Below are 21464 nucleotides of genomic sequence, written 5' to 3' on the forward strand. Positions count from 1 at the left end.
CTCAGCTTTATTGTCCATCCGATTTCTCCAGCATCATCATGGCGCTGTCGTAGAGCCGCTGAAAAATATTGCCTTGCTCTACCGATTTTAAAGCGATCAAATCCTTGCTGCTAACCACTTCGTCTTTAAGCGTGACGTTAACGGTGCCCAGTTTTGTGCCTTCTTTAACCGGCGCGGTAATTTTTTTGTCAATCGTGAGGCTGGCTTTCAGGTCGGCATAGTGGCCACGGGGAATCGAGGCATAAAGATCTTCAGCTAAGCCAACTGGTATGTTTTTGCTGTCGCCTTTCCAGATTCTGGCTTCGGCCAGCTGTGTTTTGCCCTGGTACAGTTTGTGCGATTCGAAAAAGCGGAAACCGTAGTTCAGCAGGTTTTGATTTTCGTTAGCTCGGGCGTTGGGGCTGCTCGCACCCATCACTACCGAAATCAGGCGCATGTCATTTCTTAACGCGGATGCGACCAGGCAATAACCGGCGGCATCGGTAAACCCGGTTTTAACGCCATCCACGGTCTGGTCGCGAGAAAGCAGTTGGTTGCGGTTATGCTGGACGATGTTGTTGAACGTGAATTCTTTTTGCGAGAACCAGCGATAGTAGTCAGGAAATTCTTTGATTAACGCTTGGGTCAGCAGGGCTAGATCGCGGGCTGTGGTGTAATGATTGTCGATAGGCAAGCCGTTGCTGTCTTCAAAGTGGCTGTTTTTCATGCCCAGGCGTTCGGCATGTTGGTTCATCATGTTCGCAAAAGTGCTTTCATCGCCGGCGATGTGTTCGGCCAAAGCGACGCTGGCATCGTTGCCGGACTGGATGATGACGCCTTTTAACAGGTCTTCGACTTTAACTTGATTGCCGACTTCAACAAACATCCGCGAACCGGGCGTTTCCCAGGCTTTTTGGCTGATGGTGACCAGGTCGTCTAAATGTAAATGTCCATTAGCGATTTCTCGAAACACCACATAAACCGCCATAATCTTGGTAAGACTGGCAGGGGCAAGTTTAACATCGGCATTGTTTTCTGCCAGGACCTTGCCGGTATTATAGTTCATTAAGATGTAACCGCTGGCAGCAATGGTAGGTGCTGCCGGGGTTGTAATTTCGGCGTTTTCTGCGTTTGCCGGGGTTGTGGCAATCAACAAGCTAAAAAATAATAAAACGGATAAATTTTTAAGAAGGATCATTGCTCTCTAATGGGGGTAGGCTCAGTAAAAACAGGCCTCTATTGTATCATGGAGATTTGTTTTTGATCGGCTCCTGTAACAAATTGCGTCGCAGTTATACCCAGCTTTGCCAGCTGTATATTTAACTTATGGACGCTCTCCGGCGATTTGATAGGTCCCATTTGCACCTTGTACAAAGTAGAACCTTTGTGCTTCGAGGGTAGTATTTTAGGATGGGGCAAATTGTTAGATGCAATTTTGTTTTGTAAATTCTGGGCGGTTTTTTTATTGCCGAACGTACCTACTTGCAGATAGACGCTTTTATCTTGTTCTTTTGCGACTCTTTGCAGTTGCGCTAAAGCTTGTTCAGGGGGGATAGCCTTGATCTCGACGGCTCCCGTTCCTGATTCTTCGAGATCCAGCTTTTGCGCGGCTGCATAAGAGAGATCCATAACCCGGTCGCCGTGGAAAGGACCTCTGTCATTGATACGGACGATAACGCTGCGTTGGTTTTCGAGATTGGTGACGCGAGCGTAAGATGAAATAGGTAAGGTCTTGTGGGCGGCGGTCATCGCGTACATATCGTATATTTCGCCGGATGCGGTTTTCTTGCCGTGAAATTCGGGACCGTACCATGAGGCTACGCCTTGTTTCAGGTAACGGACAATACGGGGTAAAAGGTTTTCTTCGTCAGGGGTGTTCTGGGTATCGGAACTGCCGATATTCAATATTGAACGATGTCTGGAAGGAGCAGTTGTAACCGATGTCGGGTTTGATATGTCGCTGGTTTTTACTTGTTCGGTGGTACAACTGCATAAAACAAAAATTAAAAGTATCGGGATGATCTTATTCATGGGAATGCGCCTTTTTTATTTAAAATAGATAGGCTTAACTGGTAAACGGCCATGGCGTATAAGGGGCTGCGGTTGTAGCGGGTAATGACGTAAAAATTGTCCAATGCCGCCCAAAGCTCTTTGCCTTGTGGCTGTTCAAAGCTAAGCAGTTTCACTTTACTGTCGAAAGGTAATTGCCTCGAAATAATTAAGTTGAGCGATTCTAGCTCAGCAATACTTAAATCCGGCTTAAGGTCATTTTTGAGAACCGGTTCATAGTTTCCGTATTTAGTTGTAACGGGAACGGCAATCGTTTTACCGGTTTGCCAGTGATGCTGGGCAAAATAGTTGGCGACGCTGGCTATCGCGTCGCTGTTGTCGTGCCAGATGTCGCTACGCTTATCATTATTGAAATCAACAGCATAGGTTCTGAAGCTGCTGGGCATGAATTGCGGCAATCCCATTGCTCCGGCATAAGAGCCTAGCGGATCGGCCGGGTTTATATGCTCGTCGCGGCAAAGCAATAGAAAGTTCTCCAATTCGCTGAGAAAAAATTTACTGCGCGGGGGATAGGCAAAAGCCAGTGTAGACAAAGCGTCGATGACGCGGTGGTTGCCGGTATTTTTTCCAAACTGGGTCTCAACGCCGATAATCGCCACAATAATTTCCGGGGGGACGCCATATTTTTGTTCCGCGGCAGCCAATGCGGCGGCATTGTCCTTCCAGAATTGTACGCCGGCATCGATACGGGCATCGGTCAGGAAGATTTTGCGGTATTTATACCAAGGCAGGCTCTCGGAGGGCGAGGTGATTTTTTTCAAGATGTCTTGTTTGATTTCGACCGTGTCGAATAAGTCGTCAAGTTCCGATTCATCGAATTGATGCTTGTTTACCATCTGTTCGATAAAGGCATGGACGGACTCGGTGTCTTTTATGGTGCCGGTGCAGGAGGAGAGTAGCAGAAACAAGGTGAGAGGGATGCTTCTGACCAGGGACATCAAGTTGTATTTGTGCATCTTTTTAGCCTTGAGTTTGAGCTTGTTTGGGATTTATTAAGTGAAACAGAAATTTAAGGCATCAATCGGAGACGTAAACGCTCACAATTTTTAGCCTTTAGCCTGTGTTACTTTTATGAATGCGGCAGAAACTTTTTATGAGTGTGAATTGACATAAGAATGCCGAAGCCTGCCAACAACGTCACTATCGAGGTGCCGCCATAACTGATTAAAGGCAACGGAACGCCTACGACAGGGAGTACGCCGATAACCATGCCGATGTTGACAAAAACATAAACAAAAAAAGTAAAAGCCAAGCTGCTGGCTAATAAACGGCTATAGGTGTCTTGCGCTTGCGAGGCAATATATAGGCAGCGGCTGATGATCAGCAGGTACAAAACCAGCAGGCTGACGCAGCCGAAAAGCCCGAATTCTTCGGCAAAGACCGCAAAGATAAAGTCGGTCGAGCTTTCCGGTAAAAAGTCCAGTTCCGATTGGGTACTGCCCAGCCAACCTTTGCCGTAGATACCGCCGGAACCGATCGCGATTTTCGATTGAATGATATGGTAGCCTCGCCCTAGTGGATCGGCTTCAGGATTTAAGAAGGTGAGTACCCGGTCGCGTTGATAAGGACGCATGAAATGCCAGAGTATCGGCGTAAGCCCTGCCAACGTGGTGGCGATTGCCAGAATAAACCACCAGGACAGACCGGCAAAAAACAATACCGCCGCGCCGGAACTGGCAACCAATAATGCGGTGCCCAGATCGGGTTGTTTGGCGATTAATAAGGTCGGAATAATGATCAGTATGCCGGCTATCAGCAACTGTTTGGTTTTGGGTGGCAATGAATGTTCCGCTAAATACCACGCGATCATCATCGGCGTGGTGATTTTGATCATTTCCGACGGCTGGAAACGAAAAACGCCCAGGTCCAGCCAACGCTGCGCGCCTTTGCCGAATTGTCCCAGTATCAGTACCGCAACAAGCAGCAATATTCCAAAACTGAAAAGCACTGCCGAATAGCGTTTAAACTGGTAGGGATTAACATGGGCCAACGCTGTCATCAGCAAGAATGCCAATCCGACGCGCGCGCCTTGGCGCATCAATACATCCATGTCCTGACCGCCGGCACTGTAGAGGATAACGAAGCTTAACAGAGAGATAAGGAATAAACCGATGAATAAGGGAATGTCGATGTGCAGCTTTCTGAGGATGTTGCCGATAACCGATGGTGGATGGAATTGTTCGCTACGGGTTTCCGTTTTCATTGTTGCTCTCTTTTAAATATTGCTTGATAACTTCTCCAGCAATGGGGGCTGCGACTGAGCCGCCGTGGCCGCCGTTTTCAGCGATGACGGCAACTGCAATTTTGGGGTCGTCGGCTGGAGCGAAAGAAATAAATAGGGCGTGGTCGCGTAATTTGAAGTCGATGTCGTTTTCGTTGTATTTAGCATCCTGCTTAATATTAAAAACTTGCGCGGTTCCTGTTTTGCCGGCGATTTGATAGTTTAAGCCTTTGTTGATGCCTTTGGCTGTGCCGTGCGGGTCATGAACAACATTAACCATCGCGGAGATGATGCTGTTAATATTTTCGGGCTTAAGGGTAATGTCGTCGGAAGGGGTTTCCTCTCCGGCAGCAGTGGAATTCGAGGTTGCACTGTTTTTCACTAAGAAGGGCGACACAACTTTGCCTTTATTTGCCAGAGTCGCGGTGGCTTTGGCCAATTGCATCGGGGTGACCTGAAGATACCCTTGGCCGATCCCGGTTATCAGTGTTTCTCCCGGATACCAGGATTGATTGCGACGGCTGCGTTTCCATTCGCGTGAAGGCAATAAACCTTGCTTTTCCCCAACCAAGTCAATGCCGGTTTTTTCGCCAAAACCAAAATGTTTTAAAAAGCTATGCATCCTGTCTATGCCGAGCATGGACGCGAGGCTGTAAAAGTACACGTCGCACGATTGAGTGATGGCTTCGCTCATATTAACCGAGCCATGCCCGCCTTTTTTCCAATCCCGGTAATGATGGCTGACGTTCGGCAACTGGTAATAACCGGGGCAGAACAATTTATGTTCGGTGTTTATTGCATTATATTCAAGCCCGGCCAGGCCCACAAACGGCTTAATCGTTGATCCCGGAGGATACAAACCGCGTAATGCGCGGTTATAAAGCGGTTGATCCTCCGAGGATTGCAGGGCCTGATAGGCATCATTGGCAATGCCTATCACAAAAGGATTGGGGTCGAAACCGGGTCGGCTCGCGAACACCAGTACGCCGCCGGTTTTAATATCGATGGCGACTACTGCGCCGTTGTAATCGCCAAGCGCATCGTAAGCGGTTTTTTGTAAATCGATATCCAGGGTCAGATAAAGATTTTCACCCGGCACCGGGGGCACGGAATTTACTGTATTGATCGCGCGCGCCTGTACGTTGGTTTCTATTTCCGCATAGCCGGTCTTGCCGTGTAGTTCGGTTTCATAGGTGCTTTCTATGCCTATCTTGCCGACATAGGTTGAGCCCCGGTATTCGGCAAGAGGGAGGGATTTCATTTCCGTTTCGTTGATGCGTCCCACATAACCGATCACGTGTGAGGTTAGCTCGGCGTAGGGATAATGCCTAACCAGGCGGGCTTGAATGTCAACGCCGGGGAAATAAGGCCTGACTACCGCGAATTTGGCAATTTCTTCGTCAGTCATGCTGATTAGCAACGGTGTGCTGACGAAGCGTTTCTGCCGTTTGCGTTGCTTTTGGTATTGGTCGATTTTTTCGTCGGAGATGTTGAGCAGCTTCTGCAGGCGCAGCAATGTGTCGTTAAGGTCGCTGATTTGTTCGGGAATCAGCTCAAGGCTGAAAGATTGCGTATTATCGGCCAAGACTCTGCCGTGTCTGTCGTAAATGATGCCTCTGGTCGGTACCAGTGGTTCGATTTTGATACTGTTGTCTTTTGCCAGCGTCGCGTAATGTTCGTGTCCGACAATTTGCAGGTAAACCAGGCGCACGACTAAGCCCGAGGTCAATAACAGTATGACAACAAACGCGGCAATAATACGGTTGAGGAATAAACGACTCTCTACTAACTTGTTCTTAATAGTATAGATACGAGACATAACAGTCAGGAAATCTTTATTTGGTGCGGCCCGACAAGCGGACGCGGCGCAGTGCTGTATAGATCAGGGGCCAGCATAGTGTGCCGGTAAAGACAGGTAGCCAGAAAGAAGTGTGCATTTGTGAGGGATGCTGAATATTTTTTAACCAGAAAAGCAACATTTGAGAAAACAGCAGGCAAGAGAAGATAAACAACCCCTGCTGAGGCAATGGAAATTGACGTAAACGTTTATGCAGCATCAGGCAAAGATAGATGACTAATGTGTAAGCCAATGCATATTGGCCGAATACTCTGCCAGTTAGCACATCGGTCAGCAAGCCGATTGTCCATGCATGAAAAATACCGATACGTTCCGGTACGGCGATTGCCCAATAAATAAGCGCCAGAAGCACCCAATCCGGATTTATGTTCGGTAAGAAACTGGGCCAAGGCGCAATCCTTAAACACATCGCCATGATAATAGTCAAAATAATACGGCCGAAGCCGAAGTAGCTATTCATCATTGTCTGTTCCTGCCCTGGCCTTTGGGGCGGCTTCGTGCTTTAAGCTGTTCTTTGCGGGCTGATTATTGGGGCTCGTTTCGGGCGTTTTTTCTTGCGCTGAAGGGGGGGAGCTGAGCGAGACAGGGGAGGAGTCGCTCCAGACGATCAGTAGTTCCCTATTACGGTCCAGCATGGCTTTAGGGGTGGCGGTGATGTTGACAAAAGGCTTGTTGGACATTGGCGTGAAATCATCAACAACAGCAACCGGGTAACCCGATGGGAAGGTTCCGCCTAACCCCGATGTAATCAGTAAGTCGCCGGGGCGAATATCGGCATTATTGGGTAAAAAAGGCAAATTAAGTCTGTTCAACTGGCCGCTGCCGACAGCAATCGTCAACAAGCCGTTGCGATTGACTTGTACGGGAATGGCATGGTTCGGGTCGGTAATTAACATGATTTCGGAGCTGAACGGCAATGCGCGAAAAACCTGTCCAACAACTCCGTTTGCGTCGAGTACCGGCTGCTGAGGATGGACGCCGAAGCGGGTGCCTTTGTTAACCACTACGATATTTTCGTAGGGTGCGGTATTAATCGACAATAATTCTGCAATCAGCAGTTGCTCGCCAAGTTTGAAAGAGTTTTCCAGTAAGGCTCGCAAACGAATGTTCTCTTTTTCCAGCGAGTCGAATTTAAGCAAGCGGGTTTTATCGATGAATTGTTCTTCACGTAATCGGGCGTTTTCTTTTTTTAAAGTCGAATATGAGCTGACAGAGTCGGCGGCTTGATCGACCAGCACGGCCGGTAAATCCACCAAGTACTTTAGCGGATCGACAATAACCGATAATGTGGCTCGAAGTGCGTCCAGTTGATGGCCTCTATGCTCAGTTATCAGTAAAGCAACTGAAGCGACGATGGCGACAAGCAGACGGGTATTGATGGATGGGCCGGTGGCAAATAAAAGTTTTATAGCGGGATGCCTCTTTATCCAGTTAAAAAATGTTGGGAGCGTGCGTCAACCGAGTTAGCGTGCCTAACCCGGCTAATCGCTGTCGCACCTGTTGAGTTACAGCGCAAAAAGAGAAGCGTACCGGCTATTCAGTAGCCGCTGTTACTGCATTTTCTGCAAGATGGAAGGATGCAGATTTTGTATGGAGTTGCCTGTGCAGTCGTAACTCAACTTATGGACTTTATTGCTGCCAAAATACATGATTTAAAGAATAAACATCGTTACTCTAAGGAAAAGGTTGAAACTCCTTTTTTATCGAGCATTTCCAGAACCATGCCGCCGCCTCGGGCAACGCAGGTTAACGGATCATCGGCGATATAGACAGGGAGGCCTGTTTCTTCGGCAATCAAACGGTCTATATCTTTCAGTAATGCACCGCCGCCGGTTAAAAATATGCCGCGGGTCGCTACATCCGAGCCAAGTTCAGGAGGAGTTTGTTCCAATGCCAATTTTACCGCGCCAACGATGCCGGATAGCGGCTCTTGTAGCGCTTCCAAAATTTCGTTGCTGTTTAACGAAAAACTACGCGGCACGCCTTCTGCCAGATTACGGCCTTTAACTTCAATTTCCCTGACTTCGCTGCCGGGATAAGCGGTGCCGATTTCGTGTTTTATTCTTTCCGCAGTCGCTTCGCCTATTAGTGTGCCGTAGTTTCTGCGGACATAATTGATAATAGCTTCGTCGAAGCGGTCGCCGCCGATACGGACAGACGAGGAATAAACGATGCCGTTTATTGAGATAACCGCTACTTCCGATGTGCCGCCGCCAATATCCAAAACCATCGATCCGCAAGCTTCTTCTACCGGCAAGCCTGCACCGATAGCTGCCGACATCGGCTCTTCAATCAAATAAACTTCGCGAGCACCGGCCATGGCTGCGGACTCTCGAATGGCGCGGCGTTCAACTTGAGTTGAACCGCAAGGAACACAAATTAAAATACGTGGGCTGGGGCGGAGCAGCTTGCTTTGATGAACTTTCTCGATAAAAAATCTCAGCATTCGCTCGGTGACTGCAAAGTCGGCGATTACCCCATCTTTTAGCGGACGGATTGCAGTAATGTTGCCCGGTGTTCGTCCCAACATCAGCTTGGCGTCAAGACCGACAGCGGCAATTGTTTTTGCTCCACGGATTCTGTCCTCTTTGATAGCAACGACCGAAGGTTCATTAAGCACGATTCCCTGGCCGGGAATATGGATCAATGTATTGGCGGTTCCTAAATCAATAGCAAGATCGTTGGAGAAAAGGCCGCGAATTCTTTTGAACATTTTTAACTGTATCCTTTGGGGGAATAAAAAATTGTATTACTTTATCAATCAAGCGAGTGTTTGGGCAAGATATAAAGTATTATAAACAGAATAATAGTAGAACCTCTGAAATTTTTATTGGGAGTTAATGGTGTCTTTAACGGCGGATGATGTGAAGAAAATAGCGCATTTAGCGCGACTGGGAATCGAGGAGCAAGACGTTGCCTCGTATGCAAAAGATTTGTCCGGGATGTTGGATCTGATGACGCGGATGAGCGATCTTAACACTGACGGCGTCGAGCCTATGGCTCACCCGATGGACCAGGTCCAAAGATTGCGCTCCGATGCAGTAACTGAACTGGACAAGCGTGAAAAATTCCAGGCTATCGCGCCGCAAGTGGACGCAGGTCTTTATCTAGTGCCCAAAGTAATTGAATAAAGGGAAAAGTAACAGCTATGCATAATAAATCAATTGCGGAATTAGCCAAGGGACTGCGTTCCGGTGAATTCTCAAGCGTGGAATTAACCACGGCTTTTTTAGACAGAATCAAACAACACAGTTCATTAAATGCCTATATTACCGTTACCGAAGATTTGGCGTTGCAAGAAGCTAAAGCGGCGGACGCCAGATTAGCAAAGGGTGATGCGGAACTGCTGACCGGCATTCCGGTTGCGCAAAAAGACATCTTTTGTACGGAAGGCGTTAAAACGACCTGCGGTTCAAAAATGCTCGATAATTTTATTTCGCCCTACAATGCAACGGTAGTAGAGAAATTTAATAATGCCGGCGCGGTGATGCTGGGCAAGTTAAACATGGACGAGTTTGCAATGGGTTCGTCGAACGAAACCAGTTATTACGGAGCAGTCAAAAATCCTTGGAATACTAACACCGTCCCTGGCGGTTCATCGGGCGGTACGGCTGCAGCCGTTGCAGCTCGGCTTGCGGTCTGCGCGACAGGCACCGATACCGGCGGTTCGATACGCCAGCCTGCGGCTCTTTGCGGCATTACCGGATTGAAGCCGACTTATGGCCGCGTATCGCGTTACGGCATGATCGCTTATGCTTCCAGTCTGGATCAGGGCGGGCCGATGACCCGTAGTGCCGAAGATGCGGCGATCATGTTGCAAACCATGGCCGGCTTCGATGAGAAAGATTCTACCAGCGTCGATTTGCCTGTTCCCGATTACATGGCAGGTTTAAACAATAGTCTTGAAGGCTTGAGAATTGGCCTGCCCAAAGAGTTCTTCGGTGAAGGATTAAACGGCGATGTGGCGGCAACGCTTGAAGCCGCTATCAACGAATACCGGAAATTAGGCGCGACAGTAACGGAAGTATCGATGCCCACGCTTAAGTTGGCCATTCCCGCTTATTACGTTATTGCTCCTGCCGAGTGTTCCGCGAATCTGTCGCGTTTTGACGGCGTGCGTTTTGGCTACCGTTGCGAGAATCCAGTGGACTTAGCTGATTTATATACGCGCTCGCGCGGCGAAGGATTCGGCAAAGAAGTTAAGCGTCGCATTCTGATGGGAACTTATGCGCTATCGGCAGGTTATTACGACGCTTATTATATAAAGGCGCAAAAAATCCGCCGCCTGATCAGCGAAGACTTTAAAAATGCGCTGTCCGAAGTTGATGTGATTATGGGGCCGGTAACCCCGTCAACCGCTTTCGGCATCGGCGAGAAAATAGGTAATCCGATTGAAATGTATTTATCCGATATTTACACGATTGCGATCAATCTTGCCGGCGTTCCGGCCATGTCGGTTCCGGCCGGGTTTGCTAACGGCATGCCGGTAGGCTTGCAGATCATCGGTAATTATTTTGCCGAGGATAGATTATTGAATATCGCTCATCAGTATCAACAAATCACCGATTGGCATCAACAAGCACCAAAAGGTTTTGAATAAGGAGAAACTGTTATGACGAAAATCACAGAACTCTCGCAATTGGATTTAAACGCCACTTACAGCTATGCCGATTACCTGACTTGGCAGCTGGAGGAAACGGTCGAGCTGATCAGGGGCAAGATCATGGCGATGTCGCCTGCGCCGAACTTGAAGCACCAGCGCATTTCGCGGAATATGTTGCTGAGTATCGGCAATTATTTTAAACATAAGTCTTGCCAAGTTTTTGTTGCCCCGTTTGACGTCAAACTATATAACAGCAAAAAATCGAAACTGGCGGACCAGGATGTGTATAGCGTCGTCCAGCCTGATTTATGCGTCATCTGCGACGAAGACAAACTCACCGAACAAGGCTGCAACGGCGCGCCGGATTGGATTATCGAAGTGCTCTCGCCCGGCAACAGCAAGAAAGACATGCGTCTTAAATACGATCTTTACCAGGAAAACGGTGTTACCGAATACTGGCTGGTATATCCCTACGAACAGGCGGTTTATCAGTTTGTGCTGGATCGGGACAGTGAGAAATATCAATTGTTCGCCATGCACGCCGGTGACGACATCGCAACCCCTTCTCTTTTCCCCGAACTACAGATTGATTTGGCGGAAGTATTTGCCGAATAGTCACAAAGGAACAACATAATGAATACATCATGGGAAATCGTAATCGGCTTGGAAATTCATGCCCAGCTCGCCACCAAATCAAAGATTTTTTCCGGCGCTTCCACCGCTTACGGCGCGGAACCGAATACCCAGGCGTGCGCCGTTGATTTGGGTTTGCCGGGCGTATTGCCGGTATTAAATGAAGAAGCCGTGCGCATGGCGGTTATTTTCGGTATGGCGATTGAAGCGGACATTGCTCCGTATTCAGTGTTCGCCAGAAAGAACTATTTTTATCCGGACTTGCCTAAAGGCTACCAAATCAGCCAGATGGACCTGCCGATTGTCGGTAACGGTCATTTGGATATTAATGTTGACGGCGTCAACAAGCGCATCGGCATTACTCGCGCGCATTTGGAAGAAGATGCGGGTAAATCGTTGCACGGCAATTTTCACGGCTTGACCGGAATCGATTTAAACCGTGCCGGAACGCCGTTGCTGGAGATCGTGTCCGAGCCGGATATGCGCTCAGCTAAAGAAGCCGTGGCTTATATGAGAACCATGCATGAACTGGTGCGCTATCTGGGGATTTGCGACGGCAATATGCAGGAAGGCTCGTTTCGCTGCGACGCCAACGTATCGGTGCGTCCCAAAGGTCAAAAAGAATTCGGCACCCGGACGGAGCTTAAAAATATCAACTCGTTCAGGTTTGTCGAAAGAGCCATCAATCACGAAGTCGAGAGACAGATAGATCTAATAGAAAGCGGCGGCACTGTGGTCCAGGAAACCCGCTTATACGATGCGGACAGGGACGAAACCCGGTCCATGCGCAGCAAGGAAGAGGCTAATGATTACCGGTATTTTCCCGATCCCGATTTATTGCCGGTGCTGATTGGTGAAGATTTTAAAACGCAAATAAAAGCCCAGTTGCCCGAATTGCCGCAGGCGAAAAAACAGCGTTTTAAAGACGATTATGCGCTGGATGAAGAAAGCGCCACGATACTGACATCCTCGCGTTCGCTGGCCGACTATTTTGAAACGGTCGTTAAAGAATCGGGTTGCGTCGCCAAAATGTGCGCTAACTGGGTGACCGGAGACCTTTTGGCGGCGCTTAATAAAGCCGGCCTTGAAATTATCGATTCGCCGGTCAGTTACGAGCGCCTAGCCGGTTTGTTAAAGCGCATCGGCGACGACACCATTTCCGGAAAAATCGGCAAGCAGGTGTTCGAGGAGTTGTGGCAAGGGACAGCTACGGCCGATGAAATCATCGAAGCCAAAGGTTTGAAGCAGATTACCGATACCGGTGCGATTGAGGCTATTATCGACAAAATTATCGCCGACAACCAGGATCAGGTTGAGCAATACCGTAGCGGTAAGGATAAAGTCTTCGGCTTTTTTGTCGGGCAGGTGATGAAGGAAATGCAGGGTAAGGCAAATCCCGGCGAGGTCAATAAAATGCTTAAAGACAAATTAAAGTAACCAGGGAGCATGGCGCCTCATAAGTCATCGGACTAAAGTTTTCAGGTATTTTGGAGTGCAGGCTTCGCCTGCTTTACAAGCACCAAAAGTAGGCGCATTAGGCGAAGCTTGCACTCCGGCTTTGAATCTTGGAGATTTATTGTGCGGCTTGATCAAACACAAAAAAAAGCCTTAAAAATTGCTTTTCAAAATTTAAAACAAGGCGATGAAGCCTATTTATTCGGTTCTAGGGTTGACGATGCAAAGCGAGGTGGCGATATTGATTTATTGATTTTTTCTCAGCAACCGGGGTTTGAACTGTCGCGAAAAATCACACGGGATTTTTTTAAACATTGCGAAGAAAAGCTGGATGTCCTCGTCATAAATCCCCGGCAAATGACAGAAGAACAAGCTTTATTTGTGCAATCCATTGACAAGATGCCGCTATCGAATATATGAGTCAAGTCAACGCCCAGCAATTGCTTATTGCCAAGGAAAAATTCCGGAAAACGTATCTGTTGTTAAAAGCCAGTGTGGAAAAACTACAACGTTTCGACCCGGAGAAGGTTTATTCCGCCGATGAATTGGAGCCTTACGATGCGTTAAGCGACCGTTTTATCCGGACTGTTGAAGTAGCCATTAAATACTTTAGAACTTACGAATATTACCTGCAAGCGGAACAGAGCCAGACTTTAAGGGACGGTCTAAATCGAATGGAAAAGCTTGGTTTGGTGACAAATATCGATATTTGGCTGGAAATGAGGGATTTGCGCAATAGAATAGTACATGACTACGTGCCTGAGAAAATGGCGGAAATGTACGAGTTGATATGCGGAGACTTTTATAATGAACTCAGTCAATTGGACAAAAAAATGAAGCAGCTGAGTTTTGATTAAACAATTGGTTGCTTTCGTGGTGAACCCTGTTGAACCATAGAGGTAACCGATTTTTAGAGACTCCATAATTTATTGAATAAACTGAATGATGTCGCTTGAGTTTGTTGCAATTCACACATCTTACTGCTCGGAGGAAAACAACTATGCATGCCATCGAATTACCCGTGGAAATTGACAGCAATCGTCAAATTCATTTGCAATTACCTGAAACCATTCATGCACGCAAAGCTAAAGTTATTATTATCTATGAAGAGCCGGAGCGACTGGTAAAACCGATAACATTAGGTTTATTTAAAGGAAAAATACAGATGAGCGATGATTTTAATGAACCCTTGCCCGATAGTTTTTGGTTAGAAGGGCGACTATGAAGCTATTGCTCGACACGCATGCCTTTCTTTGGCTTAACGATGATATGGCGCGGCTTTCCGAAACGGTGAAGGCGTTATGCAGTTCGGGCGAGCATGAGTTTTATTTAAGCACGGCCTCTCCATGGGAAATACAAATTAAAAGTCAATTGGGTAAATTAACGTTAGCCATACCTATTGGAGAATTGGTGAGCAAAAACCAACTGGAAAATAACATCCAAATATTACCGATAGAATTGTCGCATATCGGTTATTTGGAAAAATTACCTCAACACCATAAAGACCCATTTGACCGCATTATAATTGCTCAGGCAATTATTGAAGACATGATGATTGTTACGGTTGATCATGCGTTTTCTAATTATTCAGTACAGGTTGTGTGGTGAGTTTGGTCGTGATAACCGGTTTTAAAGAGCTGTTCTGTATATTCTTATACTTTAAGTCGGACGTATCGACTGAATCTGCGCAAGCGCTATCGGATGGCCCAGTGAAGCCGCCTTGGCAATCCACATCATCGCAAGGCTGTCGTCTTTAGGCAAGCCGTTACCCTCCAAATAGCAACGTCCCAGTAAGTGCATCGCATCGGTAAGATTTTGTTTTGCCGCCAATTCCAGCCAATAAACAGCGCTTTTCAATTTACTGTGTTCTAAAAACAGCAGAGCCAAATCGTTTTGCGCTTTTGCATCTCCGGAATCGGCGCTTTTAATAAGCTCAATATCATCTGGTTTAAGAGGGATGCAAATGTCGTGTTTGATCGAATCGAAGCAGATCATTGTCTTATAGTAAGCGTCATTATCCGTAGCGCATCTTAAACTGCCGTCAGCAAGACGGCGTCTTATTGTCCGTTCGCTCCATTCAGTTAGTGTCGTGGCTGCTTGAAGGCTGACGTATTGCATGTTGAATCCGTTGGTGAAAATAAGATCAATATGTTTGGCAGGGCTTTTTAACCGGCATTCTATCATGGCAGGGCTTTTTGACAGGCATTTCGTTTTTCTGATGGTAGAGGCGGGTTATTAGTTTTGGCTGATAAAAACTAATCAATTGTTTCAAAAGCGATTATTAATAGTTGTGGATAATGTGCTGAAAGGATGGCATAGCTTATGCTCTTGTTTTTAGCGCAGTCTATTTTTAACTAAGAGGAGTTATCCATGAACACATTATCTATGCAAAAATCACAACAAGGTTTCACCTTAATCGAATTAATGATCGTTGTGGCGATTATTGGTATTTTGGCGTCGATTGCGCTGCCAGCATATAAAAACTACACCACAAAAGCACGTTTCACTGAAATAGTTATGGCGGCAACGGCACCAAAAACAGCCGTTGAAGTTTGCGCCCAAACATTGGGTATTGCTTCAGGAGCCGCGCTTAGCGGTTGTACTGCCGGGTCTAATGGCGTTCCTGCTGACTTAACATCTGTTGGTAATATTACATCAGTTACAACATCATCAGGCTTAATTACAGTCACGCCTAATGGTAATAATGGCATAGCTGCATCTGCTACATATGTATTAACTCCTACTGTAGACGCTAATGGTAAAGTAAATTGGAGTGATAGTGCTAGTGGTTGCAAATCGCTAGGTCTTTGCTAATAGCCATGCGAATCAGATTAGTTAGCGTATTACGCTTTTAATCCGAGTCTCAGAAACCACTCAATTCTTCATGGAGTTGGGTGGTTTTTATATATAAGCACTCGACTGAATGGCCTCTACTTTATTCAGCTAAATTAAATTCTTAGATTCAAATTAAGCTTGAATGGAGTTTAACGATATTGGGAAGTGGCTAGGGTTAAGTTGAAAGGATTGAGAGTCGGGATTCCTAGTTATTTGCTAAATCCGCTTTGTTTATCTAAGACCTAAAATGTTTAAGTCATTCTTATGGTGTGCCTGGGCATATAGCTATAAAGTATTTTTATTCTCTACTGAAAAACAATAGTTTTAATTATGCGGTTAGATTCTGGTTTTGCGCTAAAGCTTTCAATTTTAATTTTTATCATTGGCAGTCTGTTATCGATTACAGGTCTTTGCCAAGCACCAATTACTGCCGTTTTATTTATTTTAACCAGTCCAGAAAATGTTGGTGGCATGTTGATACATTTTTTTGCACTGTATTTTTTTTCTCGCAACCAGCTAAAAGATGCCTATAAAGCAATTTTGATTTCTTTTACGGGTGTATTTTTGCACTATGCATTCTTAAAATTAAATGGCGAATTTAAGTGGTTGAATTGGGAATTTATTTTCTTTTTCTGGTTTGGCCTTGTATCTCTCGTTACCTTAATTATCGACGCGAACCGCAATTCCAAATTAAATCGCTCCTATAACCAATCTCTTGATCTGTTAACGGCAGGCATAGCGGGATTGTTTTACGGAGTAATCGCGTATAGCTTTTTAGATCTCACCGTAAAATTGCATCCCATTACTTTCGATAGTGTGGCGTTGCATATTGATCAAAATTTTGGTTTTCAACCTAGTCTTTTAATGGGTAAATTATTCGATCATTTTTACGCCATTAAGATAATGGCTAAATATGCTTATTCTTTTATGCCGGTAGGATTCTCAATTGTTTATGCCTACCAAGCCAAAAGCGAGCGCTGTCCTCCGGCCAACATAATAGTTGTTCTTGTTATTTCCGGTATTTTAGGGACTATTGGTTACCACCTTTGCCCGATATCAGGTCCTCACTATCTTTTGGGTAATCAATTTCCAAGCTTAGCGAATGGTCTGGATAGCGTTGCTAAATACCCCACCTTAGTTGGCCCTGCGCCACGCAATGGCATGCCCTCCTTGCATTTCGGTTGGACATTTTTGATGTTGCTTAACGTGATCCATTTTAGACAGCGTTTACTAACCGGTTTTTTTTCCGTTCTATTGTTTTTGATTGTTCTGGCGACTCTTGGTTTGGGAGAGCATTACTTAATCGACCTTGTTGCTGGGTTCAACTTTGCCTTTGCTGCACAAGCGCTATGCATGTCTGTTAATAATCATGGTCGTTTATGGAGAAATAGAACCATACTAATCGGCATAGGCAATTGGTTGTTGTTCGTCGCCATTGTGCGTTGGGGGCTTCCTATATTTGAAGCTTTCCCCGGTCTTATTTGGCTAATCTCCCTTGCCACCATGGCAAGCAGTTTATGGGCTTATCGGCAACTAAGCGCTTATGTGATCTGGTTACCACGTCAAACTCCACTTCCCATTTTTGTTGGCTTGTTTGAATTTAAAACCCGGTTGCTTGATAACCCTGCTAAGCCTTTATTGGTTTTATTTTTTATTTCGGGCTTTGCCGGCCTGATTTATGAAGTGCTATTTGCGAGGATACTGGCATTGACTTTCGGCGGGCAGGCCACGGCTACCTATACAGTGCTTGCCGTCTATATGGGCGGCATGGCTTTAGGGGCTTGGCTTGGTGGAAAGATAGCGCAAAAACGAGCGGACACAGTTTTGCTCTATGCTTATTGTGAACTCGGTATTGCGTTATATTGCATTGCAACGCCTTTCTGGTTTGGGATGATTAAGAGCCTTTATGTGAGTTGGGCCGGCGATTTGCCCGCTGATGCTGAGATTCTGGTGGTGCTGCGTGTTGCTCTGGGCAGCTTAGCTTTACTGTTGCCTACCGTGCTGATGGGTATGACATTGCCTTTATTGGTGAAGGGTTTTAATCGATTTCAACAAAGTTGCGGTCAATCGGTGGCGGTTTTGTATGGATCGAATACCTTGGGGGCTGCTTCAGGGGCTCTATTGGCGGGTTACCTGATCTTGCCTTCCCTGGGGATAATAAATACCACCTTTTTATGTACGGTCCTTAATTTAATAGTTGCACTGTTGGGGATTGAATATCATAAGCGTTTTATCTTGGCTGATCGTGAATTTTCATTCTCAATCGCTGCTAAGATAGAGGTTTTACGCCTTTCAACATCACCTAATCTAAGGCATTTGTATGCCGCTTTGTTGGTGTTGGGCGTGGGTGGAGCCGGAACTCTGATTTTGGAAATCAATTATATGCAGCTTTTGGCTGTTGTCGCGGGAAACAGTACTTATGCATTTTCATTAATGCTGTTTACCTTTTTGTTAGGTTTGGCCGCTGGTGCAGAGTTGGCTAGACAATTATTAAAAACGGCGTTGTCACTGCTTGGGCTATTAGGCGTGTTGGAGTTGGCATTGGGTTCGTTGATTTTAATTGGTATTTTTCAATGGGACGGCATGCCTAGCAATTTTGCAGTTTATGGAAGTTATCCGATTACTTTGGGTTTTGGTGCTCGAGAAACTATTCGGGGCATTGTTTGCTGGTTTGCAATGTTCCCCCCGGCTTTAATTATTGGCATGATTTATCCTGTTGCAATGGAAATTATTGATAAAAACAGCCCTCAAGGGCAGGGTATTTCCATGTTTGGTAATGCTGCCGCCCTAAATACTTTTGGTAATATTGTTGGGGTATTATTCGGCGCTTTTTTGCTGCTGCCTTGGCTGGGCGTACTTAAATCTCTACAAATCTTAGCGTCTATAAGCTTTCTGCTAGGGTTTGTTCTGTTGATAATTTCGCCTTGGAATCGACGTGTTTGGGCTTCGGCGATGATTATGCTTGTGGGTGGGTTGTTTTTTATGCAGCCAAAGACACTGAATTATCAGGCGTTAGCAAGCGGCGCCAATGTTTATTTTCAGGCAACAGGTTGGGGAGAGGTTATTGACCACGCTGAGAGTGTTGATGGCGGTTTAACCACGGTAGTTAAAAATAAAAGCCCCGTTACCGGAGAAAGTATTTTAACACTACTGACCAATGGAAAATTTCAAGGCAATAATGCTGAAAAAGGCGAGGTGCAAGCTCAGGTTGGTTTTGCGTTATCACCATTACTACATACATCAAAACGGGAACAAGCATTGGTGATTGGCTATGGAACCGGCATGACTTCACGGACGTTAAAAGCAGCCGGCTTTTCGCATTTGGATATTGTTGATTTGTCCTCGGATGTAATTACTTTAGCCAATCGTTATTTTTATGACATTAATGATCGGGTAACTGAAAAAAATGGCGTAAATACTTATATAACGGATGGTCGAAATTTCTTGTTGTTACAAAGTAAAAAATACGACGTGATTGGGTTGGAGCTAACATCTATTTGGTTTGCAGGAGCTGCATCTTTATACAATCAAGAGTTTTACCAATTGGCTAAGCAACGATTGAAGCCAGACGGTGTATTACAACAATGGGTGCAATTACATCATTTAGATACATTGGATATGTTGCATATTATTGGTTCTGTTCGTGCTGAATTCAATTATGTTTGGCTTTATGAAATTGGCGGTCAAGGGATGATTATTGCTACTAATGACTCAACGCGTAAGCCTAGTCTAGAGAATGCTAGTCAATTAAATAAAAATACAAATCTAACGGCATTATTACAAATTTATGGACAAGGCGCGGAGAAACTGCTGAATAATGCTCTGCTATCACCATCAGCAATTGATAAGATGTTGACCGCTAATAATGTGCCGGAAAATTACTGGTTATCGACGGATGATAATTTGTTCCTTGAATATCACACCCCAAGGGGGAATTCATTAAATGCTGAGCAGTCTGTAAACCAGAATAGAGCTTTTTTCGGGCAATTTAAGCAGATGTAATTTAGTTGGTTCAATTAAAATAGCTTAGCTTCGGTCGTTTTTTTGATATGCATGAATCGGTTTGAGTTACGTAGCGATATCGCTACAAGTTATTGCTCTCCATGGCGCTCCAGAACCTAGAGTTGCCCAGATAATAGGTTTCGACGGTTCTATCGGATTGTCGGATATTCCAGCTAATGCCAAGAAAATTTTAGCAACATCTATGTGGGCGATTTCTGGCGCGCTCAGTAGTGGTTTTATTAAGTCAGTTCTGTGGGTTTCGACAAATGCCTTGTTCCATAGGATAAATGCAGCAACATGTCCATCTTGTTGAGTAACCCGATTTCCGTGCATCAAAGCGCCGTTGTTGTCGCTTGGTAAATTCTCGCCATGGTCGCTTGTAAAAACCAGGAACGCAGGGTCTCTGCTTTCATCGAGAATGTTGGACATTTCAAGGATGTTTTTTGTTCCGTATTCCGTTGCTCTTTGGTATTGCAATTCAAGCAATTCGTTAGAGCTTAAGTTGGTCGGTTGTGCTGCAAAGGCATTGGCTGGGTAATTATTGACATAGTGCGCATGGCTGCCAATCATATGGATTATCTCAGCTCTTGGATTCCCCGCGTTTGCGTCGGCAAACTCTTTGGCGGGCTGAATTAACCCATCATCCAAAAAGAATTTGCTTATGTTGGTCTGCGTTGCGAAAGAATTATCAGGGTCGACATTCACGCTTCCAGCATAAACATCATGGCCTCTTTCAGCCGCTTCCCAGCCTCCACTGTTGTTAGCGAACCAGCCGGTTTTAAACCCCGCTTCTTTCAGTACCCCTAATACTGTCGGCTTAACAATTTGATCGCCGCGATGTAGTGCGTCGGTCATGGTTAGCAACATAGGAACCGAATTAAGCGTTAAATTAGAAGAAGCGCAGGTTTTTGGAAGCCACACTCCCAATCCTGCATTAATGCGGTCGTTGAGAGCTTTGCTCCACGGTCCGCGATTTGCGGTTTGTGGGCCCATTGCATCAGCTCTAACGCTTTCCCCAATAATGAATACAGCTAGCACCGCTTTGTCTACGTTGACAGTATGTTCGGCTTTCTGGCGAACATATTTATGAGACGCCATCACAACGCCCTTTAACTCGATTCCACCAGTGACTTGACTTTCTTTTTCAGATTTAATCGCTTTTATGGCAATCTTGGCGCATCCTACTAGTGGCGTAGCGATCCCAGCTACTTCCAATTCTTTTCGCCCTGCACAAGCTCCTAACACGAGAGGAAGTAAAAAAATCAGAAAAAATCCGTTGCTCCTTTGGGCTTCGTAAGTGTTGGAGGTTTTTTTAAAGGCATAAAAGCAGGCGGCTCCAAGATATGTTAGATGAAAACTTATTGTCGCCCAAAATTCTGGAAGTCGGGCAACAAAATTGGCGGCTCCATATGCTTCTTCTACAGTGGTGTTGAAAGCAGCAATCGCCGTTTCAAAATCAGGTCCGGCTCCGCCTACGGCAGCAGCTCCGCACCACCATAAAGTAAAAGGGAGTGCTAGTATTGTTAAGATGCAAGCGGCTTTCCATCCTCGCGGAAAAAACGCCACGCATCCAGCGCTACTCAAGGCCGCAACTACTGCAATCAAAACGTCTTCTCGAGTGCTAAAAGAATATGTTGTCAGTAATGCTGGCACAAACCACGCGTTCAACAAAAACAATCTTCCAATAAATCCATGGTTTGACTTCATCTTTATTTTCTATAGAAGTTACGCATTGACCGCTGGTTAATATTGTGGATTGAGCAGGTCTTTGCCGGGCATAAAGCCGGTGATGAACGTGGCGATAACCT

Annotated in this window: 21 protein-coding genes; 10 read left to right on the forward strand and 11 right to left on the reverse strand. The window is 45.9% G+C overall.

The annotated features are described in order from the left end of the window. Nucleotides 1-7: 7 nt before the first annotated feature. The 8 genes from EKO24_RS05470 to EKO24_RS05505 form a co-directional block, all read right to left on the reverse strand. Complete coding sequence (locus tag EKO24_RS05470; protein ID WP_127026864.1) at nucleotides 8-1177, reverse strand: D-alanyl-D-alanine carboxypeptidase family protein; 1170 nt, start codon at nucleotides 1175-1177, stop codon at nucleotides 8-10. A 38-nt stretch (nucleotides 1178-1215) separates the two neighbouring features. After that, nucleotides 1216-2010: a septal ring lytic transglycosylase RlpA family protein gene (locus tag EKO24_RS05475; protein ID WP_127026865.1), complete on the reverse strand. Its 795-nt coding sequence runs from the start codon at nucleotides 2008-2010 to the stop codon at nucleotides 1216-1218. Beyond that, the gene (gene mltB, locus EKO24_RS05480; RefSeq protein ID WP_127026866.1) at nucleotides 2007-3005 is read right to left on the reverse strand and encodes a lytic murein transglycosylase B; all 999 of its coding nucleotides are present in this window, start codon (nucleotides 3003-3005) and stop codon (nucleotides 2007-2009) included. Before mltB ends, EKO24_RS05475 begins: the two co-directional genes overlap by 4 nt. Nucleotides 3006-3118: 113 nt before the next feature. Beyond that, nucleotides 3119-4252, reverse strand: a complete 1134-nt coding sequence (gene rodA / locus EKO24_RS05485; protein ID WP_127026867.1) for a rod shape-determining protein RodA — start codon at nucleotides 4250-4252, stop codon at nucleotides 3119-3121. Next, on the reverse strand, nucleotides 4233-6089 hold the full coding sequence (gene mrdA / locus EKO24_RS05490; protein WP_127026868.1) for a penicillin-binding protein 2: 1857 nt from the start codon (nucleotides 6087-6089) through the stop codon (nucleotides 4233-4235). The genes rodA and mrdA overlap by 20 nt, the downstream gene beginning before the upstream one ends. Before the next feature lie 16 nt (nucleotides 6090-6105). Then, nucleotides 6106-6588 (reverse strand): rod shape-determining protein MreD, encoded by a 483-nt coding sequence (gene mreD / locus EKO24_RS05495; protein ID WP_162853328.1) that lies wholly within the window; start codon nucleotides 6586-6588, stop codon nucleotides 6106-6108. Next, on the reverse strand, nucleotides 6581-7495 hold the full coding sequence (mreC, locus tag EKO24_RS05500) for a rod shape-determining protein MreC (protein ID WP_241674403.1): 915 nt from the start codon (nucleotides 7493-7495) through the stop codon (nucleotides 6581-6583). The genes mreD and mreC overlap by 8 nt, the downstream gene beginning before the upstream one ends. A gap of 302 nt (nucleotides 7496-7797) precedes the next feature. Then, on the reverse strand, nucleotides 7798-8841 hold the full coding sequence (locus EKO24_RS05505; RefSeq protein ID WP_127026870.1) for a rod shape-determining protein: 1044 nt from the start codon (nucleotides 8839-8841) through the stop codon (nucleotides 7798-7800). Between the two features lie 130 nt (nucleotides 8842-8971). Here EKO24_RS05505 and gatC point away from each other — a divergent pair, with 130 nt between their 5' ends. From gatC to EKO24_RS05545, 8 genes are all read left to right on the forward strand, one after another. Continuing rightward, nucleotides 8972-9259 (forward strand): Asp-tRNA(Asn)/Glu-tRNA(Gln) amidotransferase subunit GatC, encoded by a 288-nt coding sequence (gene gatC, locus EKO24_RS05510; protein WP_127026890.1) that lies wholly within the window; start codon nucleotides 8972-8974, stop codon nucleotides 9257-9259. Between the two features lie 17 nt (nucleotides 9260-9276). Next, a complete protein-coding gene (gene gatA, locus EKO24_RS05515) occupies nucleotides 9277-10728 on the forward strand; it encodes an Asp-tRNA(Asn)/Glu-tRNA(Gln) amidotransferase subunit GatA (RefSeq protein ID WP_127026871.1) in 1452 nt (483 codons plus the stop codon). Nucleotides 10729-10740: 12 nt separating this feature from the next. Then, nucleotides 10741-11346 carry a Uma2 family endonuclease gene (locus EKO24_RS05520; RefSeq protein ID WP_127026872.1) on the forward strand — a complete coding sequence of 202 codons (606 nt, stop codon included), beginning with the start codon at nucleotides 10741-10743 and terminating at the stop codon, nucleotides 11344-11346. 18 nt (nucleotides 11347-11364) lie between these two features. Beyond that, on the forward strand, nucleotides 11365-12801 hold the full coding sequence (gatB, locus tag EKO24_RS05525; RefSeq protein WP_127026873.1) for an Asp-tRNA(Asn)/Glu-tRNA(Gln) amidotransferase subunit GatB: 1437 nt from the start codon (nucleotides 11365-11367) through the stop codon (nucleotides 12799-12801). Between the two features lie 108 nt (nucleotides 12802-12909). Next, a complete protein-coding gene (locus EKO24_RS05530) occupies nucleotides 12910-13239 on the forward strand; it encodes a nucleotidyltransferase domain-containing protein (protein WP_161990573.1) in 330 nt (109 codons plus the stop codon). Continuing rightward, nucleotides 13236-13676: a nucleotidyltransferase substrate binding protein gene (locus EKO24_RS05535; protein WP_127026875.1), complete on the forward strand. Its 441-nt coding sequence runs from the start codon at nucleotides 13236-13238 to the stop codon at nucleotides 13674-13676. Before EKO24_RS05530 ends, EKO24_RS05535 begins: the two co-directional genes overlap by 4 nt. 143 nt (nucleotides 13677-13819) lie before the next feature. Next, nucleotides 13820-14044 carry a hypothetical protein gene (locus tag EKO24_RS05540; protein WP_127026876.1) on the forward strand — a complete coding sequence of 75 codons (225 nt, stop codon included), beginning with the start codon at nucleotides 13820-13822 and terminating at the stop codon, nucleotides 14042-14044. Beyond that, nucleotides 14041-14427 carry a type II toxin-antitoxin system VapC family toxin gene (locus EKO24_RS05545; protein ID WP_127026877.1) on the forward strand — a complete coding sequence of 129 codons (387 nt, stop codon included), beginning with the start codon at nucleotides 14041-14043 and terminating at the stop codon, nucleotides 14425-14427. Before EKO24_RS05540 ends, EKO24_RS05545 begins: the two co-directional genes overlap by 4 nt. Before the next feature lie 51 nt (nucleotides 14428-14478). Here the strand turns inward: EKO24_RS05545 and EKO24_RS05550 are convergent, their stop codons facing one another. Continuing rightward, nucleotides 14479-14937, reverse strand: coding sequence for a tetratricopeptide repeat protein (locus EKO24_RS05550; RefSeq protein ID WP_161990574.1), 459 nt, complete (start codon nucleotides 14935-14937; stop codon nucleotides 14479-14481). A gap of 252 nt (nucleotides 14938-15189) precedes the next feature. Between EKO24_RS05550 and EKO24_RS05555 the strand changes: the two genes are divergently transcribed. Together EKO24_RS05555 and EKO24_RS05560 are read left to right on the forward strand one after the other, a co-directional pair. Further along, nucleotides 15190-15633: a pilin gene (locus EKO24_RS05555; protein ID WP_127026879.1), complete on the forward strand. Its 444-nt coding sequence runs from the start codon at nucleotides 15190-15192 to the stop codon at nucleotides 15631-15633. A gap of 351 nt (nucleotides 15634-15984) precedes the next feature. Then, complete coding sequence (locus EKO24_RS05560; protein WP_127026880.1) at nucleotides 15985-19656, forward strand: fused MFS/spermidine synthase; 3672 nt, start codon at nucleotides 15985-15987, stop codon at nucleotides 19654-19656. A gap of 66 nt (nucleotides 19657-19722) precedes the next feature. On the opposite strand, the gene EKO24_RS05565 is transcribed toward EKO24_RS05560, so the two are convergent. After that, complete coding sequence (locus EKO24_RS05565) at nucleotides 19723-21309, reverse strand: sulfatase-like hydrolase/transferase (protein WP_206667214.1); 1587 nt, start codon at nucleotides 21307-21309, stop codon at nucleotides 19723-19725. After that, nucleotides 21278-21464, reverse strand: a 187-nt coding sequence (locus EKO24_RS22795) for a hypothetical protein (RefSeq protein WP_206667215.1), incomplete at its 5' end; no start/stop codon positions are given. The genes EKO24_RS05565 and EKO24_RS22795, both read right to left, overlap by 32 nt.

The sequence above is a fragment of the Candidatus Methylobacter oryzae genome (assembly GCF_003994235.2).
GTDB classification, from domain to species: Bacteria; Pseudomonadota; Gammaproteobacteria; order Methylococcales; family Methylomonadaceae; genus Methylobacter_A; species Methylobacter_A oryzae.